At 37.1% G+C, this 3,841-nt stretch carries 8 protein-coding genes; all 8 read right to left on the bottom strand.

Features of this window, described 5'->3' with window-relative positions; translation table 11 throughout:
- Positions 1–250, bottom strand: a 250-nt coding sequence (locus C9E89_RS21790; RefSeq protein ID WP_265935938.1) for a phage tail tube protein, incomplete at its 3' end; no start/stop codon positions are given.
- Between the two features lie 76 nt (positions 251–326).
- A complete protein-coding gene (locus tag C9E89_RS21785) occupies positions 327–650 on the bottom strand; it encodes a hypothetical protein (protein WP_107010202.1) in 324 nt (107 codons plus the stop codon).
- A gap of 4 nt (positions 651–654) precedes the next feature.
- A complete protein-coding gene (locus tag C9E89_RS21780) occupies positions 655–1,323 on the bottom strand; it encodes a phage antirepressor N-terminal domain-containing protein (RefSeq protein WP_228199100.1) in 669 nt (222 codons plus the stop codon).
- Positions 1,324–1,424: 101 nt separating this feature from the next.
- Positions 1,425–1,829 carry a hypothetical protein gene (locus C9E89_RS21775; RefSeq protein ID WP_107010203.1) on the bottom strand — a complete coding sequence of 135 codons (405 nt, stop codon included), beginning with the start codon at positions 1,827–1,829 and terminating at the stop codon, positions 1,425–1,427.
- Positions 1,826–2,206, bottom strand: a complete 381-nt coding sequence (locus C9E89_RS21770; RefSeq protein ID WP_107010204.1) for a hypothetical protein — start codon at positions 2,204–2,206, stop codon at positions 1,826–1,828. The genes C9E89_RS21775 and C9E89_RS21770 overlap by 4 nt, the downstream gene beginning before the upstream one ends.
- Before the next feature lie 39 nt (positions 2,207–2,245).
- On the bottom strand, positions 2,246–2,914 hold the full coding sequence (locus tag C9E89_RS21765) for a hypothetical protein (RefSeq protein ID WP_107010205.1): 669 nt from the start codon (positions 2,912–2,914) through the stop codon (positions 2,246–2,248).
- 30 nt (positions 2,915–2,944) lie between these two features.
- Entirely contained in the window at positions 2,945–3,316 is a 372-nt protein-coding gene (locus C9E89_RS21760) for a glutamate 5-kinase (protein WP_378227562.1), read from the bottom strand.
- Positions 3,309–3,686: a hypothetical protein gene (locus tag C9E89_RS21755; RefSeq protein WP_107010206.1), complete on the bottom strand. Its 378-nt coding sequence runs from the start codon at positions 3,684–3,686 to the stop codon at positions 3,309–3,311. Before C9E89_RS21755 ends, C9E89_RS21760 begins: the two co-directional genes overlap by 8 nt.
- Positions 3,687–3,841 lie beyond the last annotated feature (155 nt).

The following is a 3,841-nucleotide window of genomic DNA, read 5'->3' as shown; positions in this document are numbered from 1 at the left end:
CAGCTGACCAAAAGTCATCAAACAAACCTATTGATAGTTCAACTTCCAAAGTTCCTGTGATTTCTGCTTCAGTTGCCATACCCCCTTGACGAAAACGACTATCCGCTACACTGTTTGATGCTTCTGTGGTAACACTTTCAGTTAAACCATCTGTTACACGGCGTACTGTTTTCCACGTTGGGCTTGCTGGCGTTACACCTGCTTCTGTTTCTGCACAATAGTACAGTTTGATTTTTGCACCACTCGACATGGCTTTCTCCTATTTTTAGGCATTAAAAAACCACCCGAAGGTGGTGGATAAAATTAAACCCTGACAATGCAGGGTTTTAAGATTGAATATATGTAAAAATCAGGGTAATCATTATTAAGGTTAAGAGAAGGTAAAACGATCTTTTCCAGTAAAGACCTTTCGCAACAACTGAAGTGACATCTTCTTCCCACTTTTGAATCTGATCTGCTGTATCAGTAATAAAACTTCTACTATCATGTACCTCTTTACGCAGTTCTTCAGTTTCATGCCAGTTATCAATAAGCATTTGACGTTGAGATTTAATACGACTAATGACCTCAATAACAAGTTCGGAATGCGTCATCGCCTCAAGTTCTAGGCGTATTTCTTGATATTCATCATAATCATCAGTATCTGACATGACATTAGCCCTCCAAATCCAATACACCAACGTTTTTATTTAGCCAATCTTGTCGACGTTGATCATTTATTTTCTTTTCACGCTTACGTACGTGCATACCCAGACTTGAAATTGTTCCTTTAGCCCGAGAAAGCTTGTCATCAAACTCTATTTTATTAAACTCATCAAAAGCCTTTTGACGAGCACTTTGTTTTCCAGTCCAGTAATTCCAAAGCACATCATCACATTCTTCTTGATATTTAACGATGATTTCTTTTAATTCGGTTTTCACTTTGTTTGGCTCAACAGAGTAAAGCCATGCAGGTAGTTTTCTAAGCGGAAGCATAACAACTTCACGACTTTGACTATCACCAAATAGCTGAATGGTCATTTTGACCATGCAGGTTTTAAACTTGTTGGTAATTTTTCGATACTGACTTTTCCAATCTAGCCCCATCCCTTCAACAACTGGCTTCATAGGGATGTATGGCTGACCGTTATACTCAATCATTGTGAGGTTGGCATTATAAAATGGCACAATCATTTGATCATGATCTTGATTAAAATTCTTTCTTGCATTCATTGTTTTGCTCCAACTATTCATTAAAAAAGAAAAGCCGACAAGAAGATGCAATGAATAGTCGAAACGACCATCTTCTTTTTCGGGAGCTACCCTAGTCGGCTTGGTTGCCATATTTCAGGCATAAAAAAACCGAACTGTAATAGCTCGGCTTTAAGGTAAAACTTGGTTTAATTATTTGGAATTTGACAGAGTTGTATTATCCCTATTTACAACTAATTCACTCGAAACTCAGCACGAATGATCTTGGCGTAAAAATGCTTATCATCCATATATTGTGGTGCATGAACTAAGTAGATTTCTAAGTGAGATACGCTAAAGTTTTGCAAAAAAGAGCTCCAAGCATCACATAGCTTCGCCATAGCCGTAGTACCTGAATCTAATGGTGCGAAACATTGGATTGAAATCATGCCCTGGGATCGAATATTTGGCGTATCACCAATGCTTGGGATACCACTTCCTGAATACTGGATAGATACTTTGCACCACAATTCATCTCTTGGAGGTGAAAAAGGCTGACCATTTTGAATCTTTTGATTTTGAAACTGAACTACATCCACACCGTCAAACTGTGCCAAGCGCGTTCTAATTTCCAATTCTGCTTGTTCAAGTGTCATCATTTGTATTTACTCGTCACTCGCTGAAAGGTTAAAGCATAAATCCCCGTAGAAGCCTGTTCGGAATGTCCATTTTCTAATGCAACGGAATAAGGCAAGTTATTCTGCACATAGACTAGATCACCAATCTTTGCCTGAAGAATTTTGATATTCCCCTCAGCAATTGTTTTATCACCTACTTTATCCACTTTATTGAGATCATAGCGAACATCCACAGAGCCAATTGAAACGAGGTTATTGCCACGGAACGCACCTGTATCAACGGGACTTGCAAGTACAACACCTTGTAGGAACTCGCTAATGATTTTTCTTTGTAGAACAGTTGCGCTTTGCAGTACTTCAAAGGTGAACTGTGATAATCGTGTGCCTTGCCATGACATAATTTTCACCTATTAAAAAACCCACCAAGGTGGGTTTAATCATTTAACATATAACGGTTTTAGTTTTAAACTAATATCGGTAATCTCTTTCTTAATTCGATTCACTTCATCACTGTACTTTATTACATCTTGCAGTGCTTGATTAAGTTCAGGAGTTTTTTTGTAATGTTTTTCTGGGACCCTTTCATCATTTGCTCTATTATTAGCAAAGGTAGCATCTACATAATTTTCAACCAACTTCCTCAACAAAGAGGTTAACTCATTTAAGTTATTATGATATGCCTTAATTTCACTACCACTCAAACGTAAAAGATCTTTTTTGGTATTTAAGTTTATAATCAATTGATAGATATTATATTGATTTTTATTAAAATCTTTTGAGTTAAGAGCATATCCTGAAAAATTTAATAAAACAGAAATCCGATCGACTAACTTCCAGATATCTTGAGTAACCTCCTCATTCTTAATCTCAATATGCTGACTTCTCCAGTCATTAAAAAGCACACAAGCCACAGCTGGAGCAAGAAAATAAGCTGAGAGTGTTAATCCGTCCCTAAGTACCTCATATGCATCTTTTCTATTAAAAGGCTGATTGTAAATCGGATAATCACTCTTAAGAAAAAATGCTATTACCAAATACCAAAAAAAGAATGTGAAAATCCACATCCCGACCTTTAATATCCTGTTCTCTAACTCTTTATTGCTCATAAATCCCCCTTGATTTTCAGAGGAATATTACTAAACTTTCCGCAACTGGCATACCCAAATCGAATCTGTTGGATCTGTTCCTACATTCAATACCTTAAAATCACCTTTAACCGTTATCCAAACATCACCAATCTGCGGTACTGCTGTAACCTCATTTTGGAGGACTGTTGCTTTGGAATCTGTCACTTGATAATCCGTAGGCTTAACCAAATCTTTTTTATAGCTACCAAACAACACGCCACGACCTGAATAAGAACCGTCAATTTGATTAGGATACGTTTCAGTAACTGGATCATATTTGCCAGAGTTAATAATTTTGGTGCAGGTAAAACTCGCCACTGCATCCGCGAGTTTTGTATCAAAGGCTTTGGCAACCTTAGATTGGATTTTATTCTTAATCATCACATTGACTCTCTTCAAACATTGCAAATAAATCCTGAGCAATTGCCTGAATTGAGTAGGCTTCAAATTCAGTGCTTGGATCACGCTCATTCATTCGCTGTTTAATACGCTGCCAAATATGAACAGCTTCATGCAGTAATAGTCCATGTACTTCAATTAAAGGACGCTCACAGTCTTGAATCTGGACAATTGCCATTGAATCATCATTGTAAAAATTCACCTGAGCATCACAACCATTTGACATAAACTCATCTATATCGTTCATGTTTTCAAATAGCAGATCCATGTGAATCTGATTGCGAGCCAATGTATATTTGACATGTTGGAATGGCGATATATACCATTCAGGCACATAATTATTATTAATCATACCTATATCAAACTCGCGTGATCAAAATACCAAACGGCATTTTGTTTGGATTTACTAAATCAAGTGAAGCAATCAAAGCTTTAGCAATTTGTTCAAACTCTGAAATCTCTACACTACCCTCAACAAAGGTTTCTGTGACCTGTACCGTGTCAGCT

It is taken from the genome of Acinetobacter sichuanensis (assembly GCF_003024515.2).
Lineage (GTDB): Bacteria > Pseudomonadota > Gammaproteobacteria > Pseudomonadales > Moraxellaceae > Acinetobacter > Acinetobacter sichuanensis.
Note: the sequence above shows the minus strand (reverse complement) of the source record. Positions and strands in the feature narration are given on the sequence as shown.

Excerpts from the sequence above, each read along its gene's own strand:
- C9E89_RS21775 (WP_107010203.1), bottom strand. The coding sequence starts at position 1,829 with ATGATGACACTTGAACAAGCAGAATTGGAAATTAGAACGCGCTTGGCA.
- C9E89_RS21770 (WP_107010204.1), bottom strand. The coding sequence starts at position 2,206 with ATGTCATGGCAAGGCACACGATTATCACAGTTCACCTTTGAAGTACTG.
- C9E89_RS21765 (WP_107010205.1), bottom strand. The coding sequence starts at position 2,914 with ATGAGCAATAAAGAGTTAGAGAACAGGATATTAAAGGTCGGGATGTGG.
- C9E89_RS21785 (WP_107010202.1), bottom strand. The coding sequence starts at position 650 with ATGTCAGATACTGATGATTATGATGAATATCAAGAAATACGCCTAGAA.
- C9E89_RS21755 (WP_107010206.1), bottom strand. The coding sequence starts at position 3,686 with ATGATTAATAATAATTATGTGCCTGAATGGTATATATCGCCATTCCAA.
- C9E89_RS21780 (WP_228199100.1), bottom strand. The coding sequence starts at position 1,323 with ATGGCAACCAAGCCGACTAGGGTAGCTCCCGAAAAAGAAGATGGTCGT.
- C9E89_RS21760 (WP_378227562.1), bottom strand. The coding sequence starts at position 3,316 with ATGATTAAGAATAAAATCCAATCTAAGGTTGCCAAAGCCTTTGATACA.